The sequence below is a fragment of the Brevibacillus brevis genome (assembly GCF_022026395.1).
In the GTDB taxonomy this organism is placed as follows: Bacteria; Bacillota; Bacilli; order Brevibacillales; family Brevibacillaceae; genus Brevibacillus.
The window spans coordinates 2,341,877-2,358,718 of sequence record NZ_CP041767.1; the positions used below are offsets into that span (position 1 = coordinate 2,341,877).

13 protein-coding genes and 1 riboswitch are annotated in these 16,842 nt (G+C 48.6%); of the genes, 5 read left to right on the forward strand and 8 right to left on the reverse strand.

The annotated features are described in order from the left end of the window. Position 1 precedes the first annotated feature (1 nt). The gene (locus FO446_RS11535) at positions 2–574 is read left to right on the forward strand and encodes a sigma-70 family RNA polymerase sigma factor (protein WP_173609708.1); all 573 of its coding nucleotides are present in this window, start codon (positions 2–4) and stop codon (positions 572–574) included. Beyond that, complete coding sequence (locus FO446_RS11540; RefSeq protein ID WP_237900694.1) at positions 565–2,769, forward strand: YcdB/YcdC domain-containing protein; 2,205 nt, start codon at positions 565–567, stop codon at positions 2,767–2,769. Before FO446_RS11535 ends, FO446_RS11540 begins: the two co-directional genes overlap by 10 nt. A 65-nt stretch (positions 2,770–2,834) precedes the next feature. Here the strand turns inward: FO446_RS11540 and FO446_RS11545 are convergent, their stop codons facing one another. Next, positions 2,835–2,942, reverse strand: a complete 108-nt coding sequence (locus FO446_RS11545) for a YjcZ family sporulation protein (RefSeq protein ID WP_007724452.1) — start codon at positions 2,940–2,942, stop codon at positions 2,835–2,837. 213 nt (positions 2,943–3,155) lie between these two features. Beyond that, positions 3,156–3,257, forward strand: a riboswitch (SAM riboswitch). Positions 3,258–3,355: 98 nt separating this feature from the next. Here FO446_RS11545 and metH point away from each other — a divergent pair. Beyond that, entirely contained in the window at positions 3,356–6,802 is a 3,447-nt protein-coding gene (metH, locus tag FO446_RS11550) for a methionine synthase (protein WP_237900696.1), read from the forward strand. A gap of 45 nt (positions 6,803–6,847) precedes the next feature. After that, positions 6,848–8,719, forward strand: a complete 1,872-nt coding sequence (locus FO446_RS11555; RefSeq protein WP_229088033.1) for a bifunctional homocysteine S-methyltransferase/methylenetetrahydrofolate reductase — start codon at positions 6,848–6,850, stop codon at positions 8,717–8,719. Between the two features lie 59 nt (positions 8,720–8,778). Here FO446_RS11555 and FO446_RS11560 read toward each other — a convergent pair whose 3' ends face one another. The 5 genes from FO446_RS11560 to FO446_RS11580 form a co-directional block, all read right to left on the reverse strand. Then, positions 8,779–9,768 (reverse strand): phosphotransferase, encoded by a 990-nt coding sequence (locus FO446_RS11560; protein ID WP_237900698.1) that lies wholly within the window; start codon positions 9,766–9,768, stop codon positions 8,779–8,781. Between the two features lie 73 nt (positions 9,769–9,841). Further along, positions 9,842–10,420 (reverse strand): mismatch-specific DNA-glycosylase, encoded by a 579-nt coding sequence (locus FO446_RS11565; RefSeq protein ID WP_237900699.1) that lies wholly within the window; start codon positions 10,418–10,420, stop codon positions 9,842–9,844. Between the two features lie 114 nt (positions 10,421–10,534). Then, on the reverse strand, positions 10,535–10,684 hold the full coding sequence (locus tag FO446_RS11570) for a hypothetical protein (RefSeq protein ID WP_162837744.1): 150 nt from the start codon (positions 10,682–10,684) through the stop codon (positions 10,535–10,537). A gap of 208 nt (positions 10,685–10,892) precedes the next feature. Continuing rightward, complete coding sequence (locus FO446_RS11575; protein WP_173609703.1) at positions 10,893–11,612, reverse strand: 3-ketoacyl-ACP reductase; 720 nt, start codon at positions 11,610–11,612, stop codon at positions 10,893–10,895. Positions 11,613–11,790: 178 nt separating this feature from the next. Continuing rightward, a complete protein-coding gene (locus FO446_RS11580; protein ID WP_237900702.1) occupies positions 11,791–13,311 on the reverse strand; it encodes a carboxypeptidase M32 in 1,521 nt (506 codons plus the stop codon). Between the two features lie 186 nt (positions 13,312–13,497). Here FO446_RS11580 and FO446_RS11585 point away from each other — a divergent pair, with 186 nt between their 5' ends. Beyond that, positions 13,498–15,096, forward strand: coding sequence for a peptide chain release factor 3 (locus FO446_RS11585; protein WP_173609701.1), 1,599 nt, complete (start codon positions 13,498–13,500; stop codon positions 15,094–15,096). Positions 15,097–15,184: 88 nt separating this feature from the next. On the opposite strand, the gene FO446_RS11590 is transcribed toward FO446_RS11585, so the two are convergent. Both FO446_RS11590 and FO446_RS11595 read right to left on the reverse strand, forming a co-directional pair. Next, positions 15,185–15,694, reverse strand: a complete 510-nt coding sequence (locus FO446_RS11590; protein WP_217367030.1) for a GNAT family N-acetyltransferase — start codon at positions 15,692–15,694, stop codon at positions 15,185–15,187. A gap of 30 nt (positions 15,695–15,724) precedes the next feature. Then, the gene (locus tag FO446_RS11595) at positions 15,725–16,813 is read right to left on the reverse strand and encodes a M24 family metallopeptidase (protein WP_173609700.1); all 1,089 of its coding nucleotides are present in this window, start codon (positions 16,811–16,813) and stop codon (positions 15,725–15,727) included. Between the last annotated feature and the right edge of the window lie 29 nt (positions 16,814–16,842).

The following is a 16,842-nucleotide window of genomic DNA, read 5'->3' on the forward strand; positions in this document are numbered from 1 at the left end:
CGTGAATGCAAGTGCCAAAAGTAGCGAAGCGGACTGGACGCTGCAATTGACCAACGAGGAGAAGCTGACGAGGCTCATGAGCGAGTACGGAGACAACATCGTGCAGCTCGCCTACTTGATCGTCAAGGATCGGGGAATTGCGGAAGACATTACCCAGGAAGTGTTTCTGAAGGCGTATCGGGGTCTGGATCAGTTCCGCCATCAGAGTAGCGTGAAAACATGGCTTTACCGAATCGCGATCAACGAGTCCCGCAAATATTTGCGTTCGTGGTCCTTTCGCCAGATTTTTTCTACATACCTCTCCAAAGAGGAAGCACCCCCGGAAAAGGTCGACACGGCAAATGTTGAATCGGCAGTCATCGGACAAATGAGCAAGATACAGGTAGCGGAGCAGGTGATGAAGCTCTCGCCGCTGTACCGAAAAGTCATGGTACTTCATTACTATGAAGATTTGTCGATAAAAGAGATTGCGCATGTGTTGGATATTTCAGAAGATGCCGTACGAACCCAATTGTCACGGGCCCGAAAACATTTTAAGGCATTGTGTGAAAAGGAGGGATTGGAATGGACGTAGATAAGCAAATGCGTGAAGCGGTACGGAGTGCAAGTGAGGAATCGGTGGAGGAAGTGAGGTTTACAAAGGAAATGGAATTGCGGATCAGAGATGCGATTGCAAAGAATAAACACAAGAATCGAAACCGAATTTTCGTGGCTGGTTCGCTGGCAGCTTGCTTGGCGGTTACTGCTGTGGGAATGCACCAGCAAGGCTGGTTTCCACAGTTGCCAAATGGCAAAAATGTAACGAATGCGATTGCAACGACTGCTACGGAAACAAATAATAAAGAGGCAAATCAGAACAGTGTAATGGTGTCGGCGGAAGATGCCGTCTTACCATTGAAAAAAGTGATTCCAGCCTTGAGCAAGATGACAATAAGAGTGGATCGTACAAGCTATGGATTCAGTGCACTAACTTTACTGGAAGGGGATACTGCGCGTGCCAATGTTGTCTATGATACACAGACAGGACAAATTGAGAGCTTTACAATAAACGGTGAGCGGAAAGAACAGAAGGAGATAAACTTGCCATCATCCAAGACTGCGGCGAAAGCAGCAAGCGCATTTCTTCAAGCTTTTTTGGGGGAGGAAAGTAAGACCTATCAGCTCGTCGAGACTCAGATCTACACCGACGAGCATATGGTAAAAGGCCCATGGATGAGCGTGAATTATCAACGGATCGAAAACGGCCAGCCCGTTCCGTTCGACGTATTGTCGGTTGGAATTGACGAACGTGAGCAAGTCGCGTTTTTCGGGCGATTGAACAAGAGCGAACAAGCCTTTTTCACCAAGCTGACAGATGCCATGCCCGATTTGAGCCCATCCCTTCTTCTTTTGGATAAAGAAAAGAACCACGATGGCATGTCATTCATTTTGGGGAAAACGAACAAAGAGGGTCATGAAGTTTCTCTTGTGATCACTGGCAATGGTCAAGCATTGGAACATTATAGGCTTCTGTTTAAGGATGAAAAGGAAGCAAAGAGCCAGAAAAGAGCAGAAGAAGCAAAAGCATTGGAGCAAGAGCGACAGTTCCTGAACAAGCTGCTCGGGGCTGATAGCGAGAACTATCGGTTGTTGGACGCCAACCATCCGGGATTGTACCTGAGATACTATAACGGGATGCCGGTGTTGTCTGATGAAATAAGCATCGAAACAACCGACTCTGGCCACCTCGAATATTTCAATAAGGGGCTCGAATCATTTGAGCCGTCGCAGTACCCGGATGTATCGACTGCTGTGTCAGAAGAGGTAGCCATCAAAGAGCTGAGCGAGCATATGAAGCTTCGGTACGTGCAGAATCCGAGAATACAGCCACAATCAAATCAAGGGGATATGTGGCAGCCCATTCTGGAGTACACACCAGCTGTTTCCTTCATGCAAAGAGGACGTGAAGATGGGCAGGAGTGGTATATCGACGCGACCAATGGCAAGATGGTGTATGGAACGGGAGATAACGGGCTTGCTTATGATCAGTTGAATACGAAGGAAGCACATCCGATCGAATCTCCAAAGGAATACGTCAAGGTTCGCTCCAAGGATGAGGCAAAAGCGTTGCTGCAAGCGGAATTCGGCATACAAGTGGATGACTCGACCTATAGAGAGAGTAACCGTGACGGACGCAAGGAATACGTCTGGAATGATAAAAATGACAAGTATATCGGCGTAGAAGTTCTCGCAGAAACAGGCAGTGTCGTCGGGCTGGGGTCACCGCGATCCGATACAGCAGTGACAGTCAAACGCGAGCAAGCGGAAGAGGCTGCACTTGCCTTTCTGCCTAAATACGTTGATCCAGGCATAAAAGAAGTGCAATTGGCGAAAGTCATACAGCCAGACGAAACGAATCCTGTGTCTTCGGGCGAATGGGAATTCAGATATCTCATGAGCAAGGATGGCATTCCAGTACAGGATCGCTGGCCGAAAGCGGCTTATTCAGTAACAGTCGATCCGTCTTCTGGCAAAGTGACAAAGTTCGAAAACTACAGAGAGACGCACGAGTTGGTGGAGCTTCCAGCATCCGACGAGATCGTCTCGAAAGACAAGGCTGTTGAGGCGTATTTACGAGTCATGCCATTAAAGCTGGTCTATTTGAGGAGAGATGTGGATGGGCAAAAATTAGCTCAACCAAAGCTGGCGTATGTGCCGTGGAGTGACGAAAAGCTGGCGTTCAAATATATTACTCTGGATGCTGTGACAGGCAAGATCATCACCAAATAACAAGAAAAAAAGGCTATCCCGAAGCCATTCCTGATGGCTTTTGGGATAGCCTTTTTTACACTTATCTAACAGTCGTCACACGAGCACCCGATAATAACCAACAGGATAAACAGCACGAGCACGATTGCGAAGCAGTCACCGAAGAATCCGTTACCGCAGAAAGATGTACTCATCTTTGTTTCCCCTCCTTTCCGTTATACTCCAGTCTATACACGAATGCCGATATTGGACTGGGCGGATGCCCAGCTTAGGCAAAAATGGGCGGGTAAGAAGAGAAGCTCAGTAAAAAATAGACAATTCACAATTGACGGGGAGACAAAGGGGGTGTTAAGATACTTGCAAACATTCAAGACATTTCGCAAACCAACTAAATGACAAGTGTACGACTCTTATCCAGAGAGGCAGAGGGACTGGCCTGATGAAGCCTCGGCAACCGGTAAAAATCCGGTGCCAATTCCAGCAAAGCTACGTGCTTTGAAAGATAAGAGGATGTCTCAGGCGTTTTCGTATCTGCTGACAAATCCTCTTCTTTCAAAGAAGAGGATTTTTTATTTACCCAGATGCAAGGGAGAAAAGGGGCACGTCAATGAAACCAACTTTTCGCGAACAGCTTTCCCGGAAAATTCTGATTCTGGACGGTGCAATGGGCACCATGCTTCAACAGGCGAATCTGACTGCTGATGATTTCGGCGGTGAAGCCTATGATGGCTGTAATGAACTCCTGAACTTGACCAGACCAGATGTGATTCGTTCCATTCACGAGAAATATTTAGAGGCAGGCGCAGACATCGTCGAGACAAATACATTTGGTGCTGCTTCCATTGTTTTGGCCGAGTACGATGTGCCAGAGAAAGACCTTGAGATCAATATAGCGGCAGCTCGCTTGGCCAGAGAAGCGGTGGATGCCTATTCCACGGAGGAGTGGCCGCGTTTTGTAGCAGGTGCCATGGGACCGACGACCAAAACCCTTTCGTTGACAGGCGGTGTCACCTTCGAAGAACTGATCGAGGCATATTATCGTCAGGCAAAAGGTCTGATTCTCGGCGGCTCCGATGTTCTTCTTTTAGAAACCTCGCAAGATACGTTGAACGTCAAGGCTGGCGGGATCGGGATTCGCAAAGCTTTTGAAGAGCTTGGACAGGAGATCCCCGTGATGCTGTCAGGTACGATTGAGCCGATGGGCACGACGCTGGCGGGCCAAAATATCGAGGCGTTTTACGTCTCCTTGGAGCATATAAAGCCTGTCTCTATAGGTCTGAACTGTGCGACAGGACCTGAGTTCATGCGTGATCATCTGCGGACACTATCAGGAATTGCCCAATGTGCGGTCAGCTGTTATCCGAACGCAGGTTTGCCAGATGAGAACGGTCATTATCATGAAACGCCACAGGGACTTGCTTCGAAAATGCGGGCGTTCGCGGAACAGGGCTGGATAAACGTCGCTGGCGGTTGCTGCGGAACAACGCCTGACCATATTCAAGCGATGGCAGAAGCATTGAAAGACTGCAAGCCGCGCAGTGCTGCTGTAGAACCGCTGAGCGCGGTCTCCGGGATCGAGGTCGTTTACGTCGAAGATGACAATCGTCCCTTGCTCGTAGGGGAGAGGACCAATGTCATCGGTTCCAAAAAATTTCGTGATCTGATTGCAGCTGGTCACTATGAAGAAGCGTCTGATATTGCCCGAGCCCAAGTAAAGCGTGGCGCACATGTCATCGATATATGCTTGGCTGACCCCGACCGTGATGAATACGAAGATATGGAAAAATTCCTACAGTTCATCGTGAAAAAAGTAAAAGCACCGCTCATGATCGACTCGACAGATGCCAAGGTCATGGAACTGGGACTTCGTTATTCGCAAGGGAAGGCCATTCTCAACTCGATTAACCTGGAAGACGGGTTGGATCGATTTGAGGAAGTGGTTCCGCTTATTCACAAGTTCGGTGCCTCCGTTGTCGTCGGAACGATTGAAGAAGCGGGTATGGCTATCACTCGCGAAAAGAAGCTGGAGGTCGCACAACGTTCGTATGACATTCTCGTCAACCAGTATGGAATAAAGCCACAGGATATTATTTTTGATCCACTTGTCTTTCCAGTAGGGACAGGGGATGAACAATACATCGGCTCTGCCAAGGAAACCGTAGAAGGCATTCGTTTGATCAAACAGGCAATGCCTGCTTGCAAGACGATCCTGGGTGTCAGTAATGTTTCCTTCGGCTTGCCTCCTGCGGGTCGGGAAGTGCTGAATGCGGTCTTCTTGTACCACACCACTCTCGCAGGGCTTGATTACGCCATCGTTAACACAGAAAAGCTGGAGCGCTACGCTTCGATTCCAGAAGACGAGAGAAAGCTGGCAGAAGCCCTTCTATTCGAGACAAATGATGAGACATTGGCGGCCTTCACTGAATTTTATCGTCAAAAGAAAAAGGAAGTTCGTGTGGAAGTCTCCTCGTTAACACTTGAAGAACGTTTGGCCCGTTATGTAGTCGAAGGCTCCAAGGATGGTCTGGTGGAAGATCTGAAGCTGGCGCTGGATAAATACACACCACTCGAGATCATCAATGGCCCGTTGATGGCTGGGATGGAAGAGGTAGGTCGCCTGTTCAACGGCAACCAGTTGATCGTGGCAGAAGTACTGCAGAGCGCGGAAGTGATGAAGGCATCCGTATCGTTTTTAGAGCCATTCATGGAAAAAAGCGATGCCGCTGCAAAGGGGAAAATCTTGCTGGCGACCGTCAAAGGCGACGTACACGACATCGGAAAAAACCTCGTGGAAATTATTTTGTCAAACAACGGCTACAATGTCGTAAACCTGGGGATCAAGGTACCGCCAGAGCAACTGATTGCCGCATGCAGAGAAGAAAAGCCGGATGCCATCGGTCTGTCTGGACTCCTGGTAAAATCCGCGCAGCAAATGGTCATTACCGCACAAGACCTTCGTGAAGCAGGCATTGATATCCCGATGATGGTTGGCGGTGCGGCATTGACACGCAAATTCACATCGAACCGGATTGCACCGGAATACCGTGGAATTGTTTTATACGCAAAAGACGCCATGGATGGTCTGGAGCTTGTGAATCGTCTGCAAAATCCAGAAGAACGTGATCGCTTGGTAGAGGAACAGCAGCATCTGCTGGAAGCAGTCGCAACGGCTCAGCCTGTTGTCGAGGAGAAAAAAGCACCTTTGCCAGCTCGTTCAGCCATCAGCAGAACCGTTCCAATCCATCTACCGCCCGATTGTGAACGACATGTTTTGCGACAATACCCGCTGAGCCATCTGCAACCGTATTTGAACCTGCGGATGCTCCTCGGAAAACACCTCGGCGTACGCGGAAATGTAGATAGATTGATAGAGGAAGGCGACGAGAAGGTACTGGAACTGTACGGCATTGTGGAAGAGTTATTGAATGAAGCGAAGCAAAAAGGAACCATTTCGACCCACGGTGTGTATCAGTTCTTCCCGGCTCAGTCAGATGGCAACGATATTTTGGTCTATGATCCTAAAGACCACAGCAAGTTGCTGGAGCGCTTTTCGTTCCCGCGTCAGCTGGAAGAACCTCATCTTTGCCTGGCCGACTTCTTGCGACCGGTGGAGAGCAAGGAAATGGATTATGTCGGATTCCTGACCGTAACGGCTGGGGGCGGGATTCGCGAAAAATCTACAGAGCTAAAAGAGCGTGGTGACTACTTGCGCTCTCATGTCCTCCAAGCCTTGGCATTGGAGCTGGCAGAGGCATTTGCTGAGCGAATTCATCACGTCATGCGCGACGTGTGGGGTATACCAGACCCTGTTGAAATGACGATGCTGGAGCGCTTTGGAGCTAGATATCAGGGCATTCGTGTCTCCTTCGGTTACCCTGCTTGCCCGAACCTGGAAGATCAGGCGCAGTTGTTCCGTCTATTGCGTCCAGAGGATATCGGCGTTCAGCTGACAGAGGGATTCATGATGGAGCCAGAGGCTTCTGTATCAGCGATGGTATTTGCTCACCCTGAAGCGCGTTACTTCAATGCAGGTCCATCTATTTTTGAAGTCTAAAACGACGGAGTTTGACCACGTATAAATGAAAATGGGAGAGAAGGGATGGAGTTGACGACGAGAAAGAAAGATTTACGAGCCTACTTGAAAGACCACCTCCTAGTCGGAGATGGTGCAATGGCGACCCAGCTGCACGGGCTGGGCGTCCCAGTTGGCGTCAGCTTTGAAGAGCTGTGTTTGTCCAACCCTCGTTTGGTGCATGAAGTCCATACGTCTTACTACCAGGCGGGTGCACGTTTCCTAGAGACAAATACGTATTCTGCCAACCGAGATGCATTGAGCCGTTACGGTTTGGAGCATAAAGTAGCGAGGATTAACCGGCTTGCAGTCGCCATTGCAAGGGAAGCTGCACAGGATGATGCGTATGTAGCTGGCAGCATCGGATCTATTTTGGCTGGACGGGTGAAGAAAAAGGTATTGGATGAATTCCGTGACCAGTATGAGGAACAGGCAATCGCATTGTTGCATGCGGGCGTGGATGGACTGATTCTGGAGACGTTCCTCGATTTGGAGGAGCTGCTTCTGGCGATCGAGGTAATCCGCCCGCTCACAGATGTACCCGTAATCGCGCAGTTAGCCACTTTGGAAGTAGGGCGTACACGTGATGGCTACGCTTTGACAGATGCCTTTTCTGAGCTGAAAGCCGCGGGCGCTGACGTGATCGGACTAAACTGTCGCCTTGGTCCCGCTGAACTCTTACGCTCGTTTGAAAATACAGTGATTCCAGAAGATGCACTCTTATCTGTATTCCCGAATGCAGGGCGTCTGGGGATGACTGACGGAGAATACGCTTTTAAATCATCACCTGAATATTTTGGACAGAGTGCGCTTCGTTTGCGTGAGCAGGGGGTTCGGTTGATTGGCGGATGCTGCGGAACCACACCTGCACATGTGAAGGCGATTGCGGATGCACTTGAGTCACTGGAGCCGCAAGCGCGTGTAAACCCGACCATCGTAGCTGGAGATCGTCCTACGATTTCTGTGCAGAACACGAGGGAGAGGGAGAAACCGAGCATTGTCGAGCGCGTAAAAACCGCAACGACGATCATTGTCGAGTTTGATCCGCCACGTGATCTGGATGCAGACCAATTTCTCCACGGATGCTGCGAGCTGCACAAAGCAGGAGCGGACGCTATTACGCTGGCGGATAATTCGTTGGCGACAGTTCGGATGAGCAACATGGCACTCGGGGCACTCATGAAGAGCAGACATGGAATCGATCCACTCTTGCACCTTGCTTGCCGGGACCGCAATCTGATTGGGCAGCAATCGCACTTAATGGGGCTGCACGCTCTGGGGATCGATCAAATATTGGTGATTACTGGCGATCCATCACGCTTTGGGGACTTGCCGGGTGCCAGCTCGGTATTTGACGTGACCTCGTTTGATCTAATCCGCATGGTGAAGCAGTTGAACGAAGGTGTTTCGTTCTCAGGACGTCCGTTAAAGCAAAAAGCCCAGTTCATCGTAGGCGCCGCCTTTAATCCGAATGTCCGAAATATGGATGCTGCTGTTGCCCGATTGGAAAAGAAGGTCGAGGCAGGCGCGGATTACATTATGACGCAACCTGTGTACGATGCAGAGTCCATTCGGAATGTGTACGAGGCGACGAAGCATATCGGCATTCCTGTCTTTATCGGGATCATGCCGTTGACCAGCTCGCGTAATGCGGAGTTCCTGCATAATGAAGTGCCCGGAATCAAACTGTCGACAGAGGCTCTGGAACGGATGAAAAAGGTTCAGGGAGAAGCCGCCAGACAGGAAGGAATTGCAATCGCGAAGGAATTGGTCGACACGGCCGTTCGTTACTTCAATGGTATCTATCTGATTACACCGTTCAATTATTACGAGATGGCGGCAGAGCTCATTTCATATACACGCCAGCAAAGCTCTTTGGTGAAGATGGCCCAGGCTTAACGGTTTTACGCCAGATATATAGGGAAGGCCCATTGTATAGACAGGCTATAGCCTTGCTTCTAATACACATGGGCCTTCATTTCGTTTAGCATAAAGGCGGTCTTGAGAGCTTCCCGATTGCAAAACTGTTGAATCTCCGCAAGGTCCATCTGGGCATACAGCTTTTTGCGTAAAAAACGTTCAATGATATGCGGGAAAGTGAGATCGACAAAGAGCAAATGCAGTTGCTCCATCGAAAGGGGATTTTCTTGGAGATAGCCACGCAATATATGAGAGAACAATTCCTCGTTCCACTGGTCATTTTTTCGCATAGCAAGGGATAGAACACGGGCAATGTCTTTGGACGGAAAATCGTAACGAACGTCCTCCCAGTCAATGATCGCAATTCTTTGATTACTGACGAGCAAATTCCCATTATTAAAATCTCCATGACAGAGAAAATGGTTGGTTAAGGGTTCCCTTTTCCATTTCGAAAAGTATGGAGAGGATATCAAATGTTCCTTTGCTGTGATCCCGGCTTGTTTAAAAAAAGGAAGGTATTCCGCGATCACAGCGTATTTTTGATCATTCTTCCCGGCATATTGAAGCTCCCACTTCTCAAGGGCAGCTAAATCTGTCTTGTACTCCACGGTCCATTTTTCTGCGCCATTATAAAGGTTGCCATGCTTGGAAGAAAAACCGAGCGACCTCATATGAAATTTGCCCAATACCGAGCCGATCCGTTCCATTCGAATAGGGGAGTTATACGCGATATTTGGCCAGGATAGCCTTTGATGGAGAACGAAAAGATTTTCCTTATGAGTTATGTAACGCTTATTATTTTTGGTTCGTTGAATGTCGGGGATGAGTACGTCTTTTTTCCGCAAATGCGCTTCAGCATCCAGGATGAAATGTAAACGTTCCTTTTGCAGAGGGGAAGCTTTTCCAATGAATTTGCCATTGGATGTTTCCAAGTAAATGACGAGTGATTTGGGTGTATCCCGAATGGTCTTGTGATGCAAAACAGTCATATCGTATTTGATCTGGATTTTTTTGATGAGGTCGTCCACTGCTGATGCCCCTCCTTGCGTACAGAGCTACAAGTATTGTACGGAAGAATAGGGGTGAATGACACTAAAGGATCTACTTAGCAGGAGAGGGAAGAGGGTGCCAATTCATTTCGCGTAAAAAATGACTCAGCTCAGTAAACTTGGCGATTCGTTCCTCACGTGTAAAAGATGCGTTAGCCCCACTTGTAGACGGGACGACAAACACATAGCTGCCTGACCAATCTTCTGTCCCAAAGTACCTGATTGGCTGAAGCCCCAGTGAAATTGCTTGTTTTTTTTGTCCAGTCGCGTGACGAAAAGCAGTAATGCCATTAAAACAGATGACACGAGGCCGGTAAGTCTGGATCATTTGGACGAACAGCTCTGCCCCTGCAGCAAAATCCTCATTGCGCAGGTCTGTTGCGGAGCGGGTAGGGCGTGAGACCAGATCGGTAATACCATAGTTGTAGTCTAAGAGGGTAGCAGTTTCCTCTGGCAAGAGCTTGTGAGGTGTCAGGCCTCCTTCGTACAATCCGCGCCAAAACAGGTTGGCTGGATTGGCGTAGTGAAAACCCGTCCTAGCTGATATACGCCCTGGATTGATCCCGCAAAATAAGACTGCCAAATCGCGGCGTATGTATGTAGGCAACCATTTTTCTGTGAACTCGACCAAAGCGAACCCCTCCTGTTTACCACATTGTAGCACATCAGTGAGCGCTTTCAGAAAGAAGCAAAAAAAGCTGCCAGACTCGGCAGCTTCAGGTTATATTGGATCAAGTAACGGATCTTAGAGCTGGGGATGCGGATACGGCAGCACTTGCTGTGGCTCGTTGAACGTGAATTGCTCCATTTCATTCCGGACGTATCTTTTCGTCTCGAATGGAACGACTTCTTGTTCTTCATTACCCCACAACCAATTCGACAGCATTTGTATCATAAGGATACCCTCCACTTTGTGGAAATGTTTTACATGTTCATCATACTCCAGTTGAGGGCATTTTTGGTTGGGCAGGTGTGAATAAGGCGTGAAGAAATCGTGGATAGAACGTGAACAAAATTGAAGCGATTTCACAGGGCTTCGAAAAAAAGCGAAAAGAAATCCGCCTGTACGAACGGACTCTTTCCGCTTTTTTGCCATGTCATTTCTATGGATTGGTGGACCACAGTCCAGCGGATTTCACAAAGATGCGTTTGTTCAGTTTCAGCTGGCTAACCACGAACTCAGCAATATCCTCAGGCTGCATCGTCTTCTCAGGATTTCCGTCTGTCAGACCCAAGTCCAAAGCCAAATCGGTAGCTACCGTACTCGGAGTCAGCGCCGTGACGCGGATATTGTGTTTGCGTACTTCAAGAGCCAAAGACTCCGTCAGACCAAGAACACCGAACTTGGATGCGCTGTACGCACTGGTAAGAGGAGCACCTTTTTGTCCTGCTGTGGAAGAGATGTTGATAATGTCACCGGCGTTTTGTTCAATCATACCTGGGAGCACCGCGCGAGTCACGTAATAGACACCCATCAAGTTAACTTGGATGATTTGCTCCCATTCACTTGTTTCCAGCTCCATGAACTTGCCGAATTTGGCAACGCCCGCATTATTGATCAGGATATCAATCTGACCCAGTTCATTTTTGATAGAAGCAATAGCTGTTGTGACAGCATTGTAATTGGAGACGTCTGCGGTCGCAGTCGCTACCTTGACGCCGTATGCTTCTACTTCCTTGGCGACTTGCTTCAGACTTTCCTCAGAGCGAGCCAAGAGACCGAGATGCACGCCTTCCTTTGCGAGAGCGATCGCAATTGCGCGGCCAATACCTTTACCTGCACCCGTAATGAATGCGGTTTTTCCTTTTAGATCGATAGCCAAACGAAAAACACTCCTTTTTCAAGACAATAGGAATCTCATGTATATTGTGCAGTGTACTAGCATTTATCCCTGGGGGGAAGGATGCACTTTTATGTACGTAGGTTACGAAAAGTAACTGTTGAAAATGGAAATGTCCTCCCTGAGTAGGGAGAACATTGGGGAGCAAGGGGAGAACTACTTACAGCTTGTATACGTCTGTGTATTTTTTCTCGAGGTAATTCATTAAGTAAGTAGCATTTGTACCTTCGCCAGTAATCGCTTGAACGAGTTCACGAGGGCTCTTCATTTTACCGTACTGATGGATTTTTTCCTTGAGCCACTCACGGATCGGCGCGAAATCGCCATTCGCGATCAGCTCCTCGTAACCGTTAATCTCATTCTCCATAACGTGGACGAATTGTGCCGCATACACATTACCCAGCGAGTAAGTCGGGAAGTAACCGATCATTCCGCCTGACCAGTGTACATCCTGAAGCACACCCAATGTATCTGTCGGTGGCTCGACACCCAGGTATTCTTTCATTTTTTCGTTCCAGATTTTTGGCAGATCAGCCACCTGAATGGTTTGATTGATCAAGCCTTTCTCGATTTCGTAGCGGATCATGACATGCAGGTTGTACGTCAACTCATCTGCCTCTGTCCGGATAAAGGAAGGAGTAACAGCGTTAACCGCACGATGCAGATCTTCTACAGACACTCCTTCGAACTGGGTAGGGAACGCTTTTTGCAAGTCCGCAAAAAAGTGATTCCAGAATGGCAGACTGCGTCCGACCATGTTTTCCCAGTAGCGGGATTGAGACTCGTGAATCCCCATGGAGGTACCATCGCACAGTGGTGTGAACAGCAGTTCTGGATTGATGTTCTGCTCGTACATCGCGTGTCCAGCCTCGTGAATACAACTGAAGAGTGCAGAATTGAAATCATTTTCAGCGTAGCGCGTCGTAATGCGAACATCCCCAGGGTTGAAGGTGGTGCAGAACGGATGCGCACTACGATCCATGCGACCAGACGTGAAGTCGTATCCGATTTTCTCGAGGATATAACGGCTGAATGCTTCCTGGTCTGCCACTGGGAAGTTTTTTGTCAAGAAGGATGTGTCTGGCTTGTTCGGAGAGTCGGCGATCGCTTTTACCAGCTTGACGGTTTTCTCACGCAAGGTAGCAAAGATCGGATCGAGCTGGTCGACAGTCATGCCAGGCTCATACATGTCCAAGAGGGTGTTGTATTTGTTTTTGCCGTCATGACCCCAATATTCGATGAACTCGAGCTGGAAGTTCACGATTTTCTCGAGGTACGGCTGGAACATGGAAAAGTCGTTGTTGGCACGAGCTTCTTCCCACACTGTTTCTGCCTTGGCGGTCAGTACAACGTACTCTTGATGCCTGTCAGCAGGAATTTTCTTGTTGCGGTCAAATTCCTTTTTGCATTCCAGCACACTGTGACGGGTAATTTCATCCAATGTTTCGAGGACAGATGGCTCACTTAGCTCTGTCAAAAGCGCTTCCATTTCTTTAGACGTCGCCAGCTTGAATTGCTCGCCTGCCAATGTCCCGATGATTTCGGAACGGGCATCCATTCCATTGCGAGGAGCTTGTGTAGCCTTGTCCCAATAAAGAACGTTCAGTGCTTGCGTGTAGCTGGTTATTTTCTTCACATAGTCACGGAATTCGGCCGCACGTGTTTCCACAGTCGTTGACATAGGGTTCCTCCTGTAAATTTGTCATGTTCTGGTAATCAATATGTACGTCATGCAGTCAAAAAATTTTTACTACTGAATATTATATCGGTTTAACAAAAAATTACTAGGTGGATGCGGCAAGCATTTGTCGGTATAATCGTAGAGGATACGAATGTGTTACTTATTTGCGATGACAGGAGAATGAAGATGAGTCAATCCAATCCCCAATGGGAAAATGAGATAGCAAAACGCCGTACCTTCGCCATCATCTCCCACCCGGATGCGGGTAAAACGACAATGACGGAAAAGCTGCTCTACTACGGCGGAGCCATCCGTGAAGCAGGGATGGTCAAAGGGCGCAAAAATTCCAAGCATGCCACCTCCGACTGGATGGAGATCGAGAAAAAGCGTGGAATCTCCGTTACGTCCAGTGCGATGGATTTCGAATACAACGGACACCACATCAACATTTTGGATACACCTGGTCACCAGGACTTCAGTGAAGATACGTACCGTACGCTGACGGCTGCTGACGCTGCTGTGATGATTATCGACGTAGCAAAAGGGGTAGAGGCACAGACTATCAAGCTGTTCAAGGTCTGTCGGATGCGGGGTATTCCGATCTTTACGTTCGTGAACAAGCTGGACCGTCACGGTAAAGATCCATTCGAGCTCTTGGAAGAAATTGAGCGTGTACTGGGTATTCGTTCTTATCCGATGAACTGGCCGATTGGGATGGGCAGCTATTTCAGCGGCGTATTTGACCGTATGAAGTCTCGTGTCGAGCTGTATCAAAACAATACACAGCACGAGGAAATTTCCTTTTTCCCTGTTGAGGGAGCAGAAGATCCATTGATCGGTGATCGTGTTGGTCAAGAACTGTGGCAGCAATTGCAGGACGAAATCTCTCTGCTGGATGTTGCGGGAGATGAATACGATCCTGAACTGATCAACAAAGGGCAACTGACGCCTGTTTTCTTCGGTAGTGCCATCAATAACTTCGGTGTACAAACATTCCTGGACAACTTCCTGCAAATGGCGCCAGCACCTTCCGCGAAGAAGAGTACAGAAGGCTTGATCGATCCGTATACGAACGCGTTCTCCGGCTTCATTTTCAAAATCCAAGCCAATATGAACCCAGCTCACCGAGATCGCATCGCTTTCTTGCGTATTTGCTCCGGCAAGTTTGAGCGGGGAATGTCAGTCAAGCACGTCCGTCTTGGCAAAGACATCAAATTGGCGCAGCCGGTACAGTTTATGGCACAGGACCGCGAAATAGTCGAAGAATCGTTCGCGGGAGATGTCATCGGTCTTTTTGACCCGGGCATTTTTCAGATCGGCGATACACTCTGTGTCGGAAAATCATTTGAGTACGAAGAAATGCCGCACTTCTCGCCAGAGTTTTTCTCCAAGGTGATGGTGAAGGACGCGATGAAGCACAAGCAATTCCAAAAAGGAATCATGCAGTTGACCGAGGAAGGAACGGTGCAATTATTCCGTACCCATCCGATGGAAGAGCTGATTCTTGGCGTGGTAGGTGTGCTGCAGTTCGAGGTACTTGAATACCGTTTGAAAGCCGAGTACGGGGTAGACATCATGCTGACTCGTATGCCGTATCAAATCGCTCGCTGGCTCGAAGGGGAGAAAGCAGACCTCGATGCTGTGAAGAACCGAACCGTTTCCGACCGTTATGGCCGTCCGGTTATGCTGTTTGAGAGCGAGTACCAGCTGCGTGTCGCGATGGATAAGTACTCGAATATCAAGTTCCACGAGAGTTCTCTCGGTTTGAAAACTGTTCATTCTTAATTGAAAAAGAAAATGCAGGGCCTCCCGATCACGGTGAGGCCCTCTTTGTCCATTTCACGAATTCCACGACTCATTTGGACAGCATGGACTAGAACTCGATGGCAAAAAATCTGACCTCATCCGTAGCATTTGGAAGGGTAACCATTCCTTTCTCTTGCAGACCGATTTTCTTTAGAAGGTTGGCTGAAGATGCATTATCGGGGTTAGTGATTGCTACGATGCGCTTTAAGCCGACAACTTCTTTTCCGTGGGCAAGAACAGCAGAGGCTGCCTCATACGCGTAGCCTTTGCCCCAGTATGCGGGCAGTAAGGCAAAGCCGATATCGACATCCTCCAACGAATCTCTCTTGATCAGTCCACATAAGCCGATCGGAACATTTCCTTCCTTCAGCTCTGCCAAATACAGACCAAAGCCAAGACTCTCGTACATCGCGACAGCACCATTCAAAATATAGTTGCGGGCGTCTTCCGTCGTACGAAGACCACGATCGCCAATAAATCGAATCCAAGAAGGCTCATTCATGAGTTTCAAGACAAAATCTGCGTCTTCGGCAGTTTGCCAGCGGAGGATGAGACGATCTGTTTCCAGCACTTTCAAAGGAACGACACCAGCCTTTGCTTTTTGGATTTATCCAATAATTTGCATTTCTTTGGGAAACGACGTCAATACTTCTACGCCATCCTTCGTGACGAGCACATTGTCTTCGATGCGGATGCCACCGATCTTCGTGTTATAAATGCCTGGTTCAATCGTGAAAACCATGCCCGGGATGAGCTCTCCTGCTGCTTGGCTATGAACGTAAGGAGCTTCATGTAGCTCTAGTCCGATTCCGTGCCCGACACGATTGATGAAAAATTCTCCATAGCCCCGGTCCCCAATGACAGCTCGTGCAGTTCGGTCAACCTCTGCGATCGGAGCTCCTGGTCGAACGGCCTGTATCCCGGCCAGATTCGCTTGCAAGACCGTATCGTACATGTCTAGCAATTCTGACCCTATTTGACCAACTGCAAAAGTACGAGTCAGATCCGATACATACCCATCGACATAGACCCCTGCGTCAATCAACAAAACTTCTCCTGCCTGAATCGCATGTTCTCCTGGGTCACCATGGGGCAGTGCTGATTTTTCTCCCGCCAGTACAATCGTTGAAAAGGAAGGGCCTTGGGCTTTTAGCTTTTTCATTTGGTATTCCAGTTCTGCTACGACGTCCAGTTCCGTCATCCCTACGGATATCAGAGGGAGCGTACGGCGTAGGGATTCCTCCATCACCCAAATTGCCCGCTTGATGGTAGCGATTTCAGATGCATCCTTGGACACACGTATATTGGACAGCAGTTCTCCGACATCGACTGCTTCTGTAGCGTGCACGATCGAGACAAGCGACTCATATGTTTTCGCTGTCAAATGGTTCTTCTCCACACCAATGTGAGAGAGGGGAGTTGGAAGCAGCTGCTGAAGCACAGTCAGTGCATCCTGTGAATCATCATGCGTGTAAATCATAATGGCTGGACAAGCCTCCCGTGCTTTTTCACCGTCCAGCAGTGGAACGAAGAGGAAGGGGGACTCACCTTTCACCAAAACGAGGGCCATAAACCGTTCATGTGGCTCCGTCAAAAATCCGGTAAAATAGTACACGTTTTTGGGATGCGTCATAATCAATGCGTCCAATTTCCTGCTTTCCATGTACGCGTGCAGCTTTTCCAATCTTTCTTGCATCCAGATCACCCTTTTTTAATGGTAGACAA